This is a genomic window from Anaerolineales bacterium (assembly GCA_003105035.1).
Classification (GTDB): domain Bacteria; phylum Chloroflexota; class Anaerolineae; order Anaerolineales; family UBA4823; genus FEB-25.
In genome coordinates this window covers 1-17899 of sequence record PQAL01000018.1, presented here as the reverse complement: position 1 = coordinate 17899, position 17899 = coordinate 1, and the positions used below count along the sequence as shown (strand labels likewise).

Sequence of the window (17899 nt, the reverse complement as noted above, 5' to 3'; positions counted from 1 at the left end):
TATGAAAAAATTTATTAAACGTCTGGGCAATGCCCTGCATAATTTTTTCTTTCCCCCATCCGAGTCTAAAACCTGGGTGAAGGTGCTCCCATATGCGATCCTGGGAATCCTGACAGTCATCCTGCTAATCGGGGCTGCCTACGGCTGGCAATATACCAATAGCCCACAATTCTGTGGGACAACCTGCCACACTATGCCTCCAGAGTACTCCTCTTATCAAGCCTCCCCGCATGCCCGCGTGGACTGTGTGGAATGCCACATCGGCCGTGGTTTTATTGCAAATCAAATAACCCGCAAAGCCGGTGACATCCGGCACGTCACGGCTACGATTTTTCATAATTACACCTATCCGCTCTACGCCACAAACATGCGCCCAGCTCGTGATACCTGCGAAAAATGCCACAACCCTGATAAATTCTCAGACGACAGCCTGCGTGAAGACAAACGCTTTGTGAGTAATATTGAAAATACCCCCTACAGCATCTTTATCGGCCTGAAGACAGGTGGCGGTACCTCCCGTCAGGGACTCGGCAAAGGCATCCACTGGCACGTCGAAAACAAGGTTCAATACTATCCCACCGATGAATTACAACAGAATATCCCTTATATCCGGGTCACGAATTCCGATGGGACTTACACGGAATATACGGATATTTCCTCAAGTTTCAATACTGCTGATATTACGGATGCTGACCTGAAGGAAATGGATTGTGTCACCTGCCACAACCGTATCACCCACCTTGTGCCTCAGCCACAGGATCAGATGGATGCGGCTCTCGCGCGTGGGTTTATCGATAAAGCCATTCCAGATATCCGGGCTAAAGGTATCGAAGTTCTCAGCGTGCCATATACTTCGCAACAGGAAGGCCTGAACGGTATTTATGGGCTGGAAAATTATTACCAGACCTACTATCCTGATTATTATGCAGCCCACCCCGGCAGCGTACAAAATGCCATATCCTATATCCAAACCATCTTCGTCAACTCTGTAAACCTGGATCAAAAATCAGACTGGAATGCTCATCCGGATAACGTGGGGCACATGTATTTCGCGGGTTGCTTCCGCTGCCATGATGGTAAGCACATGGATTCATCTCAGCAAGCCATCCGGCTCGAGTGTAACCTTTGCCATACCATTCCAGAGGTCGCTGGGCCATCCGATTTCGTTGCCAATGTCGAGATCCCACGCGGTCCTGAACCGCAGTCGCATCTGAATGCCAACTGGATCGCCATGCACAACCAGGTGTTTAATGAAACCTGCAGTGACTGCCACACCACCAACAATCCAGGTGGTATCGACAACACATCTTTCTGTTCGAATAGTGCCTGTCATGGGATTGAGTGGAAATTCGCCGGTCTAGACGCCCCAGCATTGCGAGAGACGATCCTTTCGAGCTTACCTCCCACTCCCACCCCGGCGGCACCATTGAATTTATCCGGTGCGTTAACATACGATGCGACCATCGGGCCATTGTTAAAATCAAAATGCGGTGCGTGCCATGGTGAGGAAGGCATACAGGGTTTGAATCTCACAACTTATCAGACAGCTTTGCAAGGATCTGTGAATGGCCCCGTGATCATCTCCGGTGATGCCGCAAGTAGCCCGCTGGTCCAAAAACAATCCGGTCCAACCCCGCATTTTGCCCAATTGACCCCCGCTGAGCTTCAGGTGGTGGTTGATTGGATCAACGCAGGTGCCCCGGAAAAATAGAACATTACACCGATTGCCGAAAGAGGTGAAGGATGGGTCATTCAGGTCGACTCAGCTGGCGTATTTGGGTACATTTCTCCAGGTGGTGGATGGATGCGTAGAATTCCCCATCTGCGAGAGCCAGTGGAGGAGATGATCGAATGAAAGTCACATTCACTCAACTTGGATAGATGAAAATTTACTTTTATCGTGTATTTGTCGTCAGTTAAAAATCCACTTGAGAATATTAGCGGATGGCTGAATTTTTTACCCGAAACATCATTATTGTGTACTTTTTTTATGGACTGTCTTTCTTTGCGATGGGACTGGCAGTTCTGCTTGAAATCGGCCATTCTTCCAAGATGGATTTTTCACGCGCTCTCCGCCCGTTGATCGGTTTTGGGTTGATCCATGGTTGCCATGAATGGCTTGAGATGTTCCTGATCATGAATAACCAGATCTACGGGATAAGTAATCCTCCCTGGGTCCTGCCGTTTCGATTAATTGCCCTGGCGTCGTCATTTCTGTTTTTAATAGCCTTTGGGGCGCGCTTGATAACCGGTGTAGAAAAACGTAAGTTATACATCGGAATGCTTTCGACCATTACTGCCATTTGGGTGGTCGGTTTACTGGGAGTGTTGTTCAGCAACGCCAGCCCCGAAGCACGCGCCATTGCTGCAGATGTATACACCCGTTATGCCCTCGCAATTCCCGGTGCCTTGCTTACTTTTTGGGGATTAATATTACAGCGTGGTCGATTTATCCAATTGGGTATGCCGGGTATCGGCCGCGACGTAATGCTGGCTGCCATTGCGTTCGGCTTGTATGGAATTGTGGGGCAGCTATTTTCCTCTCCAAGCGTAATTTTCCCATCCTCAATCTTAAATACCAATGTCTTCCTTGAGATATTTGGTTTCCCAATTCAGGTTTTTAGGGCGCTGATGGCAGCGTTGGCTTCAGTTTTCATTATTCGCTCCCTACGGGCTTTTCAGGTAGAGAGCAACCAGCAAATTGAAACCTTGCGTGATGCCCAAATCGCCGAACAGCAACGCCTCGAAGAGCTACGCGGAGAGCTGCTTCACCGGACGGTCATTGCCCAGGAAGCTGAACGCCAACGCATCGCCCGCGAGCTACACGATGAAACCGGCCAGACCTTAACTGCCCTGGGTATGGGTTTACGCGGCATGTCGGAAATGATCCCCGCCAACAAAAACAGGGCGATTGAACAAGCCATCCAGCTGGAGAAGCTAGCCAGTGATGGTGTGGTCGAGCTGCAGCACCTGGTCACCGGACTGCATCCTCCACAGCTGGATGATCTGGGCTTGCTGGCCGCATTGCGGTGGTATACCAGCGATATAAGCGACCGGTCAGGCATCCCAATATCTCTAGTCAGCCATGGCGGTAAACCAAAATTGAACCCTGATCTCAGAGCGGTTGTATTCCGCATCGCCCAGGAGGCCATCACGAATGTAATTCGCCATGCAAATGCCACTCGCATTGACATTCAACTCGACTATACAGAAGATAATATCTACCTGCGGGTGGAAGATAACGGCCAGGGGTTCATTACAGACGCAGTATTGAAAAAGAAACAAGGCAAGTCTACTGCCCTTGGCCTTTTGGGTATGGTGGAACGCGCTGCTTTGGTAGGTGGAACATGCACCATCCTCTCACAGCCTGGTAAAGGCACGCTGATTCAAGTTAATGTACCCATTTACGGAGGGACACAAGATGCCTGATATTAAATTATTGCTCGTTGACGATCACCAAGTTGTTCGCACTGGTCTGCGTATGCTCCTTGAAGGTCAACCAGACATGCAAATTGTCGGTGAAGCTGATAGCGGCACACGGGCCTTAGAAAAAGCCAAGGAACTATTGCCGGATGTCATCGTGATGGATATCACCCTTCCGGATATTTCAGGTATCGAGGCTACTCGCCAGATCAAAGAACAATATCCAAATATCTCGGTGATCGCCCTGACCATCCATGAAGACGAGCAGTACTTTTTCGAAATGCTACAGGCGGGTGCGTCTGGCTATGTACCCAAGCGCGCTGCCCCTGAAGACTTGATCACCTCGATCCGTGCCGCCTTTGCAGGTGAGATTTATATCTACCCATCTCTTGCCAAAGCCCTGGTGGCCGACTTTTTAGGCCGGTCATCTCAGGAAAGCGAAAAAAGTTCTCTCGACGGCTTGACGACACGCGAGCAAGAAGTGCTTAGCCTGCTTGCCGAAGGTCTCAGCAATGATGAGATTGGTGAGACACTCCAAATCAGCAAGCACACCGTAGCACGCCACCGTGAAAATCTCATGCGTAAACTCGAACTACACTCAAAAAGCGAATTGGTAAAATATGCCATAAGGAAAGGCCTGATCTCTGCTTGATTTGGGCTTATTACCCTATTATAAAAATCCCACATTGTCCCTATTGACGGAAGCCAGCCTGTTTTATATGATATGTATAAATACAGGCAGGCTTATTCTTATTGTGGAGGTTGGTATGCGTAAAGTACAATTTCACGCCACTTTTTGGACCATGGTAATAGCCATCCCGTTCACTGTCTTGGCTCTGGTAGGTGTAGCTTATCTCACGGTAAATCTGACCCGTATCACAAACGCAGTCGTAAAATTTGGGAATCAATTATCGGTTGGCGGGCGTGGCTTGGTGCTCGAATTTTCTGCTCGCTGGCCGGAAATCGCTGGGATGGTGATCGGCATGATTGTCATTCTTACCATCTATCTGTTTGCTCAAGGAGCCAACAAGGCAGAAGAACATAAGGAAGTAAAGTAATACTCTCGATACTGGCATTATATAACCTTGCGCTGCGCGGGTAAAACACTCATGGCGCAAGGTTTTCGTTTAAATCTTGAAAAAATTCTTTAATCTAGATTCGCCCATTCTGTTTGAGAATTTTAATACAATCTACTCATTATGCCCTAATTTTATGGTAGAATTCTATAGGGTGTTCAACCTATTATTAATGGTGTATTCAATTACATTCTGCTGGTGTTAATAGGTCTGCCCACTTTCGAAGTGATTTAATATTTTTTCGCCAAAGGAGGAGCCTAATAAGATTATTGATACCTTTACCCTATCTGTATCTGCTGTAAAAATTTCTATTCCCTCATGAGGAGAAATCTATGAATTACAAGAAATATCTATATGTTGGGTTGCTGCTGATCGGCCTGGCCCTGGCTATTGCAGCTTGTTCTTCCCCAGCAACCCCCACCGTGGTTCCGACGGTCCAGGAATGTCCAACCTGCCCCGAAGCGCCTGCCTGCCCAACTGCCGAACCATGCCCGACTCCGGTCGTCCTGGTTCCAGAAATTGAAGCGGCCTGGGCTGGCTCTGGCCACGCAGATTCGACTGCCGAAGCTTTCCGCCACTGGGATGGAGATGATCCCCAGGAAGTACCCACCGGCTGCGCCCAGTGCCATTCCGACACCGGCTTTGAAGATTTCGTTGGCGCTGATGGATCCACTCCGGGCGTGGTCGACGCAGCTCAGCCAGTCAGCAATGGTATCACCTGCGAAGCCTGCCATAACGAAGTTGCAGTTGCCCTGGACACAGTCACCTTCCCGTCAGGCGTAGCTGTGAACGACCTCGGACCCGAAGCCCGCTGCGTTGCCTGCCATACAGGACGCGCTTCAGGCTCCAGCATCGATAATGCGATCGCCACCAATGTCCTGACCGACACACTGGATACCGTCTCCGCCGATCTGCGTTTCACCAATATCCACTATTTTGCAGCCGCTGCAACGCAGTACGGAACCGTTACCGGTGGTGGCTACCAGTATGCCGACCAAACCTATGATGGCAAGTTCTTGCATGCTGATAACCTGAACACCTGCATCAGCTGCCACGACCAGCACACCCTGGAAATTAAAGTCGAACTCTGCCAGGAATGCCATAGTAACGTCGCCTCTGCCGAAGACCTGGTAAAGATCCGCATGAACGGCTCGACGGAAGATTACAACGGTAACGGCGATACGACCGAAGGCATAGCAGCTGAGCTCACCGGTCTCCAGGACGTGACTTTGAAAGCCATCCAGGCTTACGCAAAGGAAGTTGCCAAGGCCCCCGTTGCATATGATCCAGCCACCTACCCATATTTCATCAATGATACTAATGACAATGGTGTAGTCGATGCTGAAGAATCCAGTGCCGATGGCGCTGCTTATGCTTCATGGACCGCTCGCATGCTGAAAGCAGCTTATAACTACCAGCTATCGGTCAAGGATCCCGGTGCTTATGCGCATAACGCCAAGTACGTGATCGAGCTGCTGTATGATTCAATTGCTGATTTGAACACACAGCTAAGCACCCCGATTGACATGACAGCCATGCACCGCATCGACGCTGGTCACTTTGCTGCCACCGAGATGGCCTTTCGTGATTGGGATGCCGAGGGCGAAGTTCCCGCCACGTGCTCAAAGTGCCACTCTGCTGCTGGCCTCCCACTCTTCGTCAAGGAAGCTGCCGCTTCCTCCGACAAAGTGACTGGTGTGACTATCGCCCAGCCGGTCTCTCAAGGTTTTGAATGCCAGACCTGCCACGATGTGACGCAATTCCCAGCCACGTACACGGTTGCTGGGGCTAAATTCCCCAGCGGTGCCGTCCTGACTTTCGGCGAAGGTGCCCCAGCTAACCTGTGCATCACCTGCCATCAGGGTCGTGAGTCTACCGTGAGCGTCAACAAAGCCATCGGCGATTTGCCCGCTGATACCGTTTCAGCAGACCTGCGCTTCCGGAACCCGCACTACTTCGGTGCAGGGGCCACCCTGTTCGGTACCGAAGCCAAGGGTGCCTATGAGTTCACCGGCAAGGATTACCTGGGTCACCATGCCCACGTAGATGCCGGTCAGAGCTGTGTGACCTGCCATGACTCGCATGAGCTGGGTGTCAACACCGAGCTGTGCTTGGCCTGTCACCCAGGCAATCAAGGGCCTGAGACCATCCGCATGGGAACCACCGATTATGACGGTGATGCCAACACTACCGAGGGTATATATGATGAAGTTGCTACCGAAGCTGAGCTGCTCTATGCCGCTATCCAGAAGTACGCCAACGATGTGGCGAAATCACCCCTCGTGTATGCTGGATCAAGCTACCCTTACTTCTTCATCGACACCAATGCCAACGGTTCCGCAGATCCGGAAGAGATGACCAGAGACAATGCCTTCGCTTCCTGGACGCCCAACCTGCTTCGCGCTGCCTATAACTATCAGTGGGTCCAGAAGGATCCAGGTGCCTTTGTCCACAACGGAAAGTACATCCTGCAGGTCCTGTACGACAGCATCCAGGCTGTCCGTGGTGATGTCACCACCCTGACCCGCCCACCAGTCGCAGCACCATAATCTCAAGCGAACTGCTAGAAAAAGGCCGGATGTCAAAACACATCCGGTCTTTTTATTTCACTGAAGGCATGTGTTAGAATCTGTAATCGAAAATCCAAAAAGCCAGGAATGGACCTTTTCCCACATGTCATCCGATGAATTTTCACCGCAGGCATATTTTTTACGAGTGCTGCAGTATTGGTGGGTTGTCCTGATTGCCACTTTGCTGGGGGGAGCGTTTGGGTATCTATTTTTCCACCTGCATCCACCTGTCTACGAGGCTACAGCCGAATATTTTGTCACTTTAGATTTGAACTCATTTCCTCACCTGGGTATGAGAGAGGACCTCATCCAATACAATGAAGATATGGCGCTCAATACTACGGAAGGGGCTCTGCTTGCCACCCAAACCATTAATCAGGTGGTCAGCCAGGCAAAAGACGCGGGATACCTGTTTACTGTCCGTGATTTATTAAAAAACTATACCATTGAACGGAAACATGACATATGGGAGCTTCGCTTCCGCAACCCGAACCCCGCTGTTGCTCAGGCAATCGCCAACATTTGGGCCCTGGCAGGCTATCAGGAAATGTTGAAGTGGCAGGCTACCGGCTTGGCTCCAGGTTATGTCATTTTCCAGGCTCCTACCCCAGCTTCTCTTCCCGAACAACCCATACTCTACGGACGCAATAACTTGATGCTTGCCGGAGTATTGATCGGCTTTATTATTGGCATATTCATTTCAGTTTGGGTCAGCCGTGTTCCCAAAACCGCCACCAGGATGGCAGCTGAATAGCTTGGTCATTTCTCCTAATATCAATCACATGATCAGGAGTGTCGCGTGGTAGGGTCATCAGGGCATCACAACACGAAATGGGAGTTGGTTTGCGAGGTTTTATGGGCGCTGGCACTAATTAGCCTCCCACTCACTTCCTTCCCGTTTCTCTCTTCGCTGACTGGCGCACTGGTGTCACCGCTAGCCATCCTACCCATTTTCATCTTACTGATCATCTGGACAATCCCTCTCATCCTACGGAAGGGGGAACTTCCTAAGGAAACAGTCCCTCTCATAATTTTCTTTTCAATAGCAATTATTGCGAGTGCTCTGGCATTTTTCTTCTTTATTCCAGGTTTTAAAGGTAAATCCATGCCAGCCCAGGAGCTACGGGCATTGTTGACCTTGGCGATCGGAATCACCTTTTACCTGGTAACCACCAGCTGGGTAAAGAGCCCCGAACGATTGCACAATACCTGGAAGTACATCACCATCGGAGGTATCCTGGCTGTTGCCTGGTCGTGTGTGCAGGCATTTTTTATTTTCCGCCATTATGACTTCTATCCAACCTGGATGAACGAAATCCAATCCTGGCTGGCTGTCCTTTCACCCCAGTATTCTCCCCGATACGGTCGTGTCAACGGGCTGACATATGAAGCCTCATGGTTTGCTCACCAGATGGTCATGTTGTATTTACCGATCTGGATGGCTGCTACTTATAAAAAGACCTCCGCTTTTAAATTTCGCATATGGCGTATATCCATTGAAAATATCCTCCTTGTGATTGGCGTGTTGGTTTTCTTCCTGAGCTCGCCCCGAATAGGACTGATCTCGTTCCTACTGATGCTCATATACCTGTTTATCGGGCTGAACGTATCTCTGCACCGAGGCATCGTCAATTACCTCACCGATCAGCGAATATTCCTTCGTTACAGCTCCGCAGCCAGGCGGAGAAGCTGGATAAGCGCAAGTGCAACAATCGCCTTGCTTTCCGCCTATGCCGTGGTATTGGTGGGGATCCTCTATTTTTCCGTGCAGCGCGATTGGAGGCTTGCCAAACTGGTCAGCGAGCCACCTTCCACCCAGGAGATCATTGGATTAGTCACTCTGGATGAGACGACGCTGCTAAAACTGAGCCAGCGCTTCATTTTCATGGAGCGCATGGTCTACTGGCTGAACGGCTGGAATGTGTTCAACCAATTCCCCTGGCTCGGGGTTGGTTTGGGGAATGCGGGTTTCTTTTTCCCCAGCCTGGCTCCGCCCATGGGATGGGCTACATTCGAGATCCGCAATGTTCTCTTCTACCTGACCCAACTGCCGAACGTTAAAAGCTTTTGGTTCCGTTTGCTGGCGGAGACCGGCATCATCGGCTTTTCCGTGTTTATAACCTGGATATACGTGCTCTTTCAATCTTCGCGGCTTTCACGGCGCAGCCAATGTACCGCGATCAAGACATTAGCCCTTGCCGGGCAGCTATCCATACTGGCTTTCATCGGCGAGGGCTTTAGCATCGATTCATTTGCCATGCCATACTTATGGATCATGGCGGGTTTGATCGCTGCCATGGGCTTGCTCGTTCGCCAGGAGATACAAAGTGGCTAGGCGTCTGCAGAGCTTATGTTTATAATTTCGGCGTAAGGGGTTGTATTAAATGTGTCGCGCTAAAAACGGCAGCCATTATTAGAGAGTGATGTATGCCATCTTACCTGTTGGGAGTTGATATTGGTGGAACGAAGAGCCATGCCCTGATTGCGGATGAAAATGGGCAAGCGATCGGTTTTGGAAACGGTGGGCCAGGCAATCATGAAGTGGTAGGCTATCAGGGTTTGCAAGTAGCCCTGCAATCGGCTACCAGCCATGCCCTGAGAATGGCCGGACTTACCAAGGACCGGATTACTGCAGCGGGTTTCGGCGTTGCCGGCTATGATTGGCCATCGGAGCGCCAACCCACGCTGGCTGCGATCAGCTCCATTGGCTTAACCTGTCCGGTGGAAGCGGTCAATGATACGATCATCGGCTTGTTGGCGGGAGCGAGCGAGGGTTGGGGAGTGGCGGTAGTGGCGGGTACGGGCACAAATTGCTGGGGCTGGGACCGAGATCATAATATTGGTCGCGTGACAGGCGTAGGGTTCGGTGAGCACGGTGGTGCAGGCAATTTGGTGGAAAAAGCCTTAGCGTCCATCTCTTACGAGTGGACAAAACGTGGCCCTAAAACCCAACTGACTGGAGAGTTTTTAGAGCTGACGGGTGCTGCTGATATCCCTTCACTCATCGAGGGAATTGAGATGGGTGAATATGTTGTTAGCTCCGATCACGCCCCCTTGGTCTATAAAGTAGCTGCCCAGGGAGATCCCGTGGCGCTTGCGATCATCCAATGGGCAGGCAGCGAGCTAGGCTATACCGCCCAGGCTGTCATCCGGCAGCTAGGGATTGCTACGCTCGATTTTGAAGTTGTGCTCGTGGGCAGCGTCTATGATATGGGAGAAATGATCATCGCGCCCATGCGCCAGGTGATATTAAGTGAAGCCCCCAAAGCCAGGCTGGTGCGCCTAGGCGCACCACCAGTGGTTGGTGGTATCTTGCTCGCCTTGGACCTGGCTGGGATTGATCCTTCACCTCTGCGTGATTGTCTGATTAAATCAACCTGCGTAATACGAGAAAAAATTTCGGGCTAAAACTGGCTGCATAATTATGAATCTATCCTCCAAACACGCGAATCATGTTATGCTATTCGGTGCTATTCTGTAATTGTTCGTCTAAACCTGAGCAACTCCGGTGAATAGTCTATCTGGAGTATTGACAAAACCAATTAATGAAATTCTAATAAGGCAATCGTGATTGTTTAATTAATCACGCAATAATGACAACATTTATGTAAGTCTATAATCTAGATGAGGGGAGGAGAATTTGTCATCGGTCTTGTGCTCATTGCAGGATTTCAGCCGCACCGCCAGGGCATTTGCCATGTCTCATAATCTTATCGGCTTCACAGCCTCGCCCTCGTGGGTAAAGATTTCTGAACCGCATACCTCTCCTAAATCAACACCTAGTCCGATTGCTGTATCTCTCCCCACCGCTTATCGAGAATTAAACTTGATCGCTGGCGGGATCACCGCCATTGAGTTCAGGGGGCACTCTTCTCAAATATGACCACCTCAGGTGAGGTTTGGCCCATCATGATCTGCTCCCATGCAAATCGAAACAATCTCAGCTGGAATCGTAAGGAGGTGCTTATAAGCATAAAGTGAAGGAACATGGAATTGCAATACCTAACGACCTAAACCAAATGAATAAGGAGAAGAATATGAAAAGGATTTTTAGTTTTGTTTCAGTCCTGATAGTTGCGGCGATGATCCTGGCAGCTTGCGCTACTGCGACTACACAAGCCCCTGCTGCAGAAACTGAAGTAGAGGTGTTTTCATGGTGGGTAGGACCTGGTGAAGCAGACGGATTGGCCGCCATGGTAAAAGTCTTCAATTCAGAATATCCAGGCATTACTTTTGTAAATGCTGCCGTCACTGGTGGTGCTGGAACAAATGCCAAGGCAGTCCTCCAGACTCGTCTGGCTGCAAATGACCCGCCCGACTCCTGGCAGGCGCACGCTGGGCAGGAAACGATTGCAAACTACGTAGCTGCTGGACAGGTGCAACCCCTGGATGACCTGTTTAGTGAAACTGGTCTTACCAAGGTTCTGCCTGCTACACTGATCCCTCTGATCTCCAAGGATGGCCATCCGTATAGCGTTCCAGTGAACATTCACCGCTCCAACGTGCTCTGGTACAACCCCAAGGTACTAGCAGAAGCCGGTGTGACGGCCAATCCCAAGTCTGATTTCGATACATTGGATAAATTCTTCGCCGTCTGTGATCAGATCAAGGCCGCAGGTAAAACCTGCCTGTCCCTCGGCGCCCCCTGGACCGCTGTCCACCTGTTCGAAAATATCATGATCGGTACCATCGGAGCAGATAAATGGAACGGCCTGTGGGCCAGCCCACCCACCACCGATTGGGCCGGAGCAGACGTGACCAAGGGTATCGAGAATTTCGCTAAGGCTCTCTCGTATACCAACGCCGACGCGTCCACCCTTTCAGACTGGCAGCCCGCCTCCAAGATGGTGGCGGATGGTGATGCCGCCTTCAACATCATGGGTGACTGGGCTTACGGATACTTCGCAAACCAACCGCCCAACGGCCTGGCCTTGAAACCCCACACTGATTTTGATTGGGCAGTATCACCGGGTACTTACGGTGTATTCAACTTCCTGTCCGATAGCTTTGTGCTGCCTGTTGGCGCCAAGCACCCGAATGCTACCGTCGATTGGTTAAAGGTATGTGCCTCCAAGGCTGGCCAGGAAGCTTTCAACCCGCTCAAGGGCTCCATTTGTGCACGCACCGACTGCAACCAATCTTTGTTCAGCGAGTACTCGCAGGATGCTGCCAAAGATTGGACGAGCAATACTGTGGTCGGCAGCCTGATGCATGGTGTTGTGGCTGCCCCTGCCTGGTCCACTTCTATCAGCACAGCCATCGGGCTCTTCCAGGCTGACACAACCAAGACGGCCGACTTCCAGGCTGGTTTGGTTAATGCCTGCAAGACGGATGGTACCTGCAAGTAAATTTTCCAGCTTGTTAATAAGAAATGGGCGGCTCGTTGAGCCGCCCATTTGAAATTTTTTACATTGATAATCTCTAAAGATGGTATTTTCAACAATGCTTTATTCGCTTTATGCTAAAATGATGTATCTCGGTATAAATAATCGCTCCAGACGCACTTTTCAAGGGTGCTGATGTTCCGTAGATTTAACCTCCAAAAACCCCGCTTGATACTCGGAATTTTCCTGATGCTGCTTGGCATCGGGTTAGTCTATTACCTGTCCAACTATCAGCTGAAAATTGGCGGCAAAGATCTTACCTCGATTGCCCTGCTAATCAGTGCACTGGTTGGTTATTCTGGAGTCCTGGTTATCATAGCCATGTTTGAGGATGAGACGGTGCTTGCGATAGGTCTTCTCCTACCTTCCATCCTAGCAGTGGCAGTATTTGTATATGGTTTTATTGGCTGGTCAATCAGGGTATCACTCAGCAAATGGAAGGGATTGAACCCCGACTACACCTGGGCAGGCCTTCAACAGTATATCAATTTATTTAATCACGACCAGCGTTTCATTATTGATGTCCGCAACACCGCCATGTTCACGGTCGGTTTCATTATTGGCTGTTTGGTACTCGGATTAGGCCTGGCGATCCTGCTCGACCAGCGACTTAAAGGGGAAGCCCTCTTCCGGGCAATCTATATTTTCCCCATGTCGATTTCATTCATCGCCTCCGGTGTCGTCTGGGGCTGGTTGATGAACCCTGCCACCGGAGATCGCATCACTGGCCTAAACCTGATCTTTAAATCACTTGGCCTTGATTTCCTCATCAGCACCTGGCATGCAACGCCCCAACCCTGGGGCATGGCGTTCACGGTGATTCCCGCCGTTTGGCAACTGTCAGGGTTCACTATGGCGCTCTACCTGGGAGGCATCCGCAGTATCTCTGACGACCTGCGTGAGGCCGCCCGGGTCGACGGTGCCAGCGAGTTTGAGATCTATCGGTACATCATCCTCCCTTTGCTCCAACCGGTCACCCTCAGCGCGGTGATCATTCTCGGGCATATGTCGCTTAAGATCTTTGACTTGATCGTTGCTTTAGGCAACAAGGACATCCGGCTAGACGTGCCTGGTATCTATATGTGGGTGACCACGTTTGACGGTACGAACTATGCCCAAGGGGCAGCTATCGGTGTGTTGATGTTAATATCTGTGGCGATCCTGGTAGTTCCTTACCTGGTCCAGAATATGCGCTCGGAGAACGAATTATGAAACACCGTTTCTGGACAAAAGGCATTTTATACCTCATCTTGATCGCCCTGGCGGTTTTTTACCTGCTACCGATTTATCTCATGCTCTTGACCGGTGTAAAACCTTTCAATGAAGTCGACCTTAAGACCATGTGGGCACTGCCCCTCAACGGTCTGCACATCGAGAACTTCATCGCTGGTTACAAGCAGCTTGCGCCAAATTTAAAAAACAGTTTCATCATGGTGATCCCTGAGGCCATCTTATCCTCTCTGCTTGGATCTTTGAATGGTTATCTGTTATCGAAATGGAAGTTCAAAGGTGCTAACCTGGTCTTCACGTTGATCCTATTTGGCATGTTCATTCCATACCAGAGCATCCTGATCCCATTAGTGAAGTTCATGCAGTTCCTGAATCTATATGGTGATATCCCGGGTTTAATCCTGGTGCATATAATCTACGGGATTCCTATCACCACCCTGATATTCCGCAATTATTACGCCACAATTGGCACTGAAGTCCTTGAAGCAGGTCGCATCGATGGAGCCAGCCTGATGGGCCTGTATCGCTACATCATGTTTCCCCTGTCTGCCCCCAGTTTTGCTGTGGTCATCATCTGGCAGTTCACCCAGGCCTGGAACGAATTTCTCTTCGCCGTTATCCTGACCAACCAGTCACACTGGCCTGTGACGGTGGCACTCAACAACCTGGCAGGCTCACAGCTGGTGCAATGGAACGTCTTGATGGCCGCCACGCTGCTGGCAGCCTTGCCGACCCTGCTGGTGTATATCTTCCTGGGTCGTTTCTTCATGCGTGGCCTGATGGCGGGTGCCTTAAAAGGCTAAGCTTTCTCACAATTGCATCAGAGTACTTATGTTAGAGGACGTATGAGTGAAGGTCCTCTTTTTTATTTATACCTGGTAGAGACTCAATATCTGCCTGGCAAAGTCGACCACGCTGAGCCGCAGCGCATCAGGTTCGAGTACTTCTGCCGCCCTGCCAAAACTTAGGACGCACTCCCTTGCCCTGAAGAAGCTCTCAAACTGGATGCCAACCTCTTTCCAGCCATCAACATCTTCACTACCGGTATCCTCAAGCACATATCTTTCGGTGTCATCCAGGTAGAATCCCAACTTGGATAGCAAACCTGGAGACATCCTCAGCCTGGCTGGGTACACCCAGCGCCTGTGTTGCGTGTCGTTACACCACGCTTCCCAAAACGCCTGTAAATTGAAGCCATCCTGCCTCGTGAAGCCCTCCTCCTGCAGAAACACTTCCAGGATATCGGACGTTTTCAATACCCGCGGAAATCCATCCACCCTGCCGACCAGATACCAGGTATTCATCTTCGCCACCAAACCCAGGGGCTCCATGATACACTCCAGCCTGGCGTCAAAACTCCCCCGATAAACCACACTGATCTTCTTATCCTGCCAGACCGCTCCATGGATCACTCTTAGGTGAGCAGCCGGCTGTTCGGGTTCATTCCATCCGGTCGAATCGAGGTAGATGCGCTGCTGGGTATGCGTTTGGACTGCCTGCTGGCCAGCTAAGAGAGAACCAGCCAGCTTTAATAAGGCACTCTTCAATTTTTTCCCCACCCCAAGATCGACCAGTGCCTGGGGGATGCTCAACATGAACAGGGCGCGCATTTCCTCTTCATTCATCCCGGTGAGCGTGGTCCGGTAGCTTTCCAGCAAGGATATCCCCCCACCCGGCCCGCGGTTTGTGTAAATGGGCACGCCGGCAACATTTAAAGCCGTGATATCTCGATAAATGGTGCGCTGAGACACTTCTAGCTCACCGGCCAGCTCATCGGCGGTCATTCGCGCGTGTGTCTGCAGCAGCATAACGATGGAAATTAGTCGATCGGCTCGCATCGAACCTCCGTGTGTGTTATGCCTATTTTACCAATAATTCCTGACATGAGATGTCAGGTATCGCGTGCTATGATATCCTTGCAATCGCATAAACCACATATCAAATCGAGAATGGAGAAAATCTTTATGGAAAATCAGGAAGTCCGGATCATTACCCTGCCCCCGCTGAGAGTGGCCACATTTTACGTCTACAGTGAGTACCCTGAGATCGAAGTCTGGGGGAAATTGGTCACCTGGGCAAAAGCCCACGGAATGTGGAAAACGCCCCCAGAAACCCGCATCTTCGGTTTCGACAATCCTAGCTCTTCAGAAGGCAGCCCGAACCGCGGCTACGAGCTCTGGTTGACCGTCGGACGAGAAATACAGGCTGATGAACAGGTCAAGCTCAAGGAGTTCCCTGGAGGCTTATATGGCGTTCTCCGCTGTGATGTCACCACAGCAGATCCATTCGATATCATCCCAGCCTCCTGGCAAAAGCTGGTCAGATGGCTGGAAACCAGCCATTATAAATTAGGCAAACACCAATGGCTGGAAGAGCACCTCACCCGTAATGAAGTTGGCGGTCAGAACTTCATCCTCGACCTGTACATACCCATCGTTGAATAAGTAAGCAAATGCTCCCCCTTGGTGCCACCGAGGGGGAGCATTTCGCAACATAAATACGGATTCTTTCTTTTAGCTCTTTTTATGTTGATACATGTTGATCTCTGCTCTACTAATTTGTGCCAGGTAACCAGGACCTTGACGTATCTACATGTCCAAACTGAAAAGGTTTTTTCACCAGATCTTCGTCCTACGGGACAGCTGGCCTCAATTGAGGTTGGGGGCGCTCTATCGGATCGGTGATATCCGGGAGGGGTAACGGCGAGTATGCCTCTCCAGTCCCGATAGTTCCATATGGAATGTAATATAACTTGGTGACGCTATTTTGTCCAAGGTTGATATCCTGATAGGCAAATACCAGGTAGCTGCCATCTGGGCTGAACTCGGCATCGCGATAGCAACAAGTATGATTGATCGGATTCACGCTTTGGGTGAATTTATACGTCTCCATATTGAATAAATGAAGGTCACCAAAACCGTCGTTACGGGTAATCCCGTGCAGGGCAAATAGGGTATTCCCATCGAAGCCCAGGTCTTGGATCACCGGGAACTTTTCATATCCTGGGTAGGTGAAATGCGGAGGAGGGAATTGAATCTGAAAGGCAGCATAATTATCAGGATAACAGGTATCCACCGCAAATACCCCGACCACATCGGCACGCATCCCATTGTAAGGCACCTGGACCACCGTAGACCAGTTCTTACCATCATCTGACCAACGTGCAAAGCGGGCAGTGTTGCGCGTATAAGGAGCCATATTTTCACAGGACGCCAGTGCAGCCAGGCTATCATGTGAGTAAGCAGTAGCTAGTTTTTCCAGGTCGAATGGCACCAGGTACAACTGGCCGTCCAAGCCAATAGCCACCTGCAGGCCATCCGGTGAGATTTCGAATCCTTCTAACTTGTCTGAATTATTGAAACACGCGATTTGAGCCATCTCTCCGGCGAGGGAGACTGATTCAATGCATTTTCCACTGATATAAGTTAATCCCTGCCCATCCGGCAGCCAACGCAGATAGTTCTTTTGTGTATTATTTTGGGTGAGCTGGGTCAATTCAGTGCCATCCAGGTTGGCAATCCACACATTCTTCCCTGACAAAAAGGCGATTTTATCTGCTCCACCAATCACCAGTGGGGCAGGCGTAGCCGTCGGTGCTTCTGTTGATGTGGGGCTGGGAATCGCCGTATCGGTTGCTATCACCTCTAGCGTGGAGGTTGCCTGCAGGATCACTTCAGTGTTTGAAGAAACTGGAACTACAACTGCGCTTTCAAGTGTGGCAGATGGAGCTGGCCGAAATAATCCACCACCACCCATGAACTTGGTAAATCCGATATAGCCTCCCCCTCCCAAGACCAGGAGCAGCACCACAACCACCAACGCTATCCAGGCTTTGCCCTTCTTCTTCGCTGGTTCGGCTACCGCTGGGGCTTTTACCGGGGGTGCGGCGAGTTCAGCTTCCGGTTTGATGACCGGCTCCACCAGCGTCGCCTGTTCTGGCACTACAGCTTGTTTAACCACCGGTGTCACCGGCTTTGCAGCTTCTTTGGCTGGCTCTGAAGTTGGTTTCCCAACCGGTGTCACCGGCTTTGCAACATCTTTGGCTGTCTCTGCAGCTGGTTTCACCACCGGCGTCAATGGCTTTACAGCTTCTTTGACAGCTACTACCACCCCCGCAGCCTCAATGACCGTCTCCCCTGTGTCTTTCACCAACCCCGCCTCCACCATCGTCGCTTCCACTGGTGTTGGCGGTGCTACGGCTGCCTCCTTCACCACC

15 protein-coding genes are annotated in these 17899 nt (G+C 50.6%); 12 read left to right on the top strand and 3 right to left on the bottom strand.

The features are described from left to right. Window position 1: 1 nt before the first annotated feature. From C3F13_07705 to C3F13_07680, 6 genes are all read left to right on the top strand, one after another. Window positions 2–1711, top strand: coding sequence for a hypothetical protein (locus C3F13_07705; GenBank protein PWB53782.1), 1710 nt, complete (start codon window positions 2–4; stop codon window positions 1709–1711). A gap of 233 nt (window positions 1712–1944) precedes the next feature. Continuing rightward, a complete protein-coding gene (locus C3F13_07700; GenBank protein ID PWB53781.1) occupies window positions 1945–3429 on the top strand; it encodes a hypothetical protein in 1485 nt (494 codons plus the stop codon). After that, on the top strand, window positions 3395–4075 hold the full coding sequence (locus C3F13_07695; GenBank protein PWB53780.1) for a DNA-binding response regulator: 681 nt from the start codon (window positions 3395–3397) through the stop codon (window positions 4073–4075). The genes C3F13_07700 and C3F13_07695 overlap by 35 nt, the downstream gene beginning before the upstream one ends. A 115-nt stretch (window positions 4076–4190) precedes the next feature. Then, a complete protein-coding gene (locus C3F13_07690; GenBank protein PWB53779.1) occupies window positions 4191–4481 on the top strand; it encodes a hypothetical protein in 291 nt (96 codons plus the stop codon). Window positions 4482–4831: 350 nt separating this feature from the next. Continuing rightward, a complete protein-coding gene (locus C3F13_07685; protein PWB53778.1) occupies window positions 4832–7048 on the top strand; it encodes a hypothetical protein in 2217 nt (738 codons plus the stop codon). Window positions 7049–7172: 124 nt separating this feature from the next. Continuing rightward, the gene (locus tag C3F13_07680; GenBank protein PWB53777.1) at window positions 7173–7823 is read left to right on the top strand and encodes a hypothetical protein; all 651 of its coding nucleotides are present in this window, start codon (window positions 7173–7175) and stop codon (window positions 7821–7823) included. Window positions 7824–7888: 65 nt separating this feature from the next. Here the strand turns inward: C3F13_07680 and C3F13_07675 are convergent, their stop codons facing one another. Beyond that, on the bottom strand, window positions 7889–8176 hold the full coding sequence (locus C3F13_07675) for a hypothetical protein (GenBank protein PWB53776.1): 288 nt from the start codon (window positions 8174–8176) through the stop codon (window positions 7889–7891). Between C3F13_07675 and C3F13_07670 the strand changes: the two genes are divergently transcribed. From C3F13_07670 to C3F13_07650, 5 genes are all read left to right on the top strand, one after another. Continuing rightward, complete coding sequence (locus tag C3F13_07670; protein PWB53775.1) at window positions 8175–9404, top strand: hypothetical protein; 1230 nt, start codon at window positions 8175–8177, stop codon at window positions 9402–9404. The two genes, C3F13_07675 and C3F13_07670, sit on opposite strands and share 2 nt — an antisense overlap. Before the next feature lie 92 nt (window positions 9405–9496). Further along, window positions 9497–10477, top strand: coding sequence for an ATPase (locus C3F13_07665; protein PWB53774.1), 981 nt, complete (start codon window positions 9497–9499; stop codon window positions 10475–10477). 629 nt (window positions 10478–11106) lie between these two features. Further along, window positions 11107–12417: an ABC transporter substrate-binding protein gene (locus tag C3F13_07660; protein ID PWB53773.1), complete on the top strand. Its 1311-nt coding sequence runs from the start codon at window positions 11107–11109 to the stop codon at window positions 12415–12417. Between the two features lie 357 nt (window positions 12418–12774). Beyond that, a complete protein-coding gene (locus C3F13_07655; GenBank protein PWB53949.1) occupies window positions 12775–13665 on the top strand; it encodes a sugar ABC transporter permease in 891 nt (296 codons plus the stop codon). After that, entirely contained in the window at window positions 13662–14486 is an 825-nt protein-coding gene (locus C3F13_07650; protein ID PWB53772.1) for an ABC transporter permease, read from the top strand. Before C3F13_07655 ends, C3F13_07650 begins: the two co-directional genes overlap by 4 nt. A 66-nt stretch (window positions 14487–14552) precedes the next feature. Here C3F13_07650 and C3F13_07645 read toward each other — a convergent pair whose 3' ends face one another. Beyond that, entirely contained in the window at window positions 14553–15521 is a 969-nt protein-coding gene (locus tag C3F13_07645; protein ID PWB53771.1) for a transcriptional regulator, read from the bottom strand. An 18-nt stretch (window positions 15522–15539) separates the two neighbouring features. Here C3F13_07645 and C3F13_07640 point away from each other — a divergent pair, with 18 nt between their 5' ends. Further along, window positions 15540–16127, top strand: a complete 588-nt coding sequence (locus C3F13_07640; GenBank protein ID PWB53770.1) for a hypothetical protein — start codon at window positions 15540–15542, stop codon at window positions 16125–16127. 187 nt (window positions 16128–16314) lie between these two features. Here C3F13_07640 and C3F13_07635 read toward each other — a convergent pair. After that, window positions 16315–17899 (bottom strand): hypothetical protein (locus tag C3F13_07635; GenBank protein ID PWB53769.1); only part of this gene is annotated, 1585 nt, incomplete at its 5' end.

Coding starts and splice junctions, on each gene's coding strand:
- C3F13_07660 (PWB53773.1), top strand. CDS start 11,107: ATGAAAAGGATTTTTAGTTTTGTTTCAGTCCTGATAGTTGCGGCGATG.
- C3F13_07645 (PWB53771.1), bottom strand. CDS start 15,521: ATGCGAGCCGATCGACTAATTTCCATCGTTATGCTGCTGCAGACACAC.
- C3F13_07700 (PWB53781.1), top strand. CDS start 1,945: ATGGCTGAATTTTTTACCCGAAACATCATTATTGTGTACTTTTTTTAT.
- C3F13_07640 (PWB53770.1), top strand. CDS start 15,540: ATGCCTATTTTACCAATAATTCCTGACATGAGATGTCAGGTATCGCGT.
- C3F13_07680 (PWB53777.1), top strand. CDS start 7,173: ATGTCATCCGATGAATTTTCACCGCAGGCATATTTTTTACGAGTGCTG.
- C3F13_07705 (PWB53782.1), top strand. CDS start 2: ATGAAAAAATTTATTAAACGTCTGGGCAATGCCCTGCATAATTTTTTC.
- C3F13_07690 (PWB53779.1), top strand. CDS start 4,191: ATGCGTAAAGTACAATTTCACGCCACTTTTTGGACCATGGTAATAGCC.
- C3F13_07685 (PWB53778.1), top strand. CDS start 4,832: ATGAATTACAAGAAATATCTATATGTTGGGTTGCTGCTGATCGGCCTG.
- C3F13_07695 (PWB53780.1), top strand. CDS start 3,395: ATGTACCCATTTACGGAGGGACACAAGATGCCTGATATTAAATTATTG.
- C3F13_07675 (PWB53776.1), bottom strand. CDS start 8,176: ATGGATTTACCTTTAAAACCTGGAATAAAGAAGAAAAATGCCAGAGCA.
- C3F13_07670 (PWB53775.1), top strand. CDS start 8,175: ATGCCAGCCCAGGAGCTACGGGCATTGTTGACCTTGGCGATCGGAATC.
- C3F13_07665 (PWB53774.1), top strand. CDS start 9,497: ATGCCATCTTACCTGTTGGGAGTTGATATTGGTGGAACGAAGAGCCAT.
- C3F13_07650 (PWB53772.1), top strand. CDS start 13,662: ATGAAACACCGTTTCTGGACAAAAGGCATTTTATACCTCATCTTGATC.
- C3F13_07655 (PWB53949.1), top strand. CDS start 12,775: ATGTTTGAGGATGAGACGGTGCTTGCGATAGGTCTTCTCCTACCTTCC.